Origin of the sequence: Paraburkholderia sp. SIMBA_054 (genome assembly GCF_046534875.1) — a bacterium.
GTDB lineage: Bacteria > Pseudomonadota > Gammaproteobacteria > Burkholderiales > Burkholderiaceae > Paraburkholderia > Paraburkholderia hospita.
This window is the reverse complement of record NZ_JAWRXV010001354.1, coordinates 1-248: the sequence shown is the minus strand read 5'-3', so window position 1 is coordinate 248 and position 248 is coordinate 1. Positions and strand designations below refer to the sequence as shown.

The window sequence follows — 248 nt, the reverse complement described above, 5'->3', positions numbered from 1 at the left end:
ACCCGCCGGCAGCAGAAAGCCGTTGCCGCCGAGCCGGTGATCGAACACGACCAGCTCGGCGTCGCGCGCGAGCCGGTAGTGCTGAAGGCCGTCGTCGCTGACGATCACGTCGACGTCGCGATGCGCCGCGCACAACGCCTCCGCCGCCGCCACGCGATCGGGGCACACCCAGACGGGCGCGCCGGTGCGCCGCGAGATCAACAGCGGTTCGTCGCCGCCGACACTGGCCGCCGAGGCGGGCGTAACCC

Annotated in this window: 1 protein-coding gene; it reads right to left on the bottom strand. The window is 73.4% G+C overall.

The window, feature by feature from the left end; genetic code table 11:
• A partial coding sequence (locus tag SB822_RS59505) for a tetraacyldisaccharide 4'-kinase (protein ID WP_410859429.1) occupies positions 1 to 248 on the bottom strand: 248 nt, incomplete at both ends.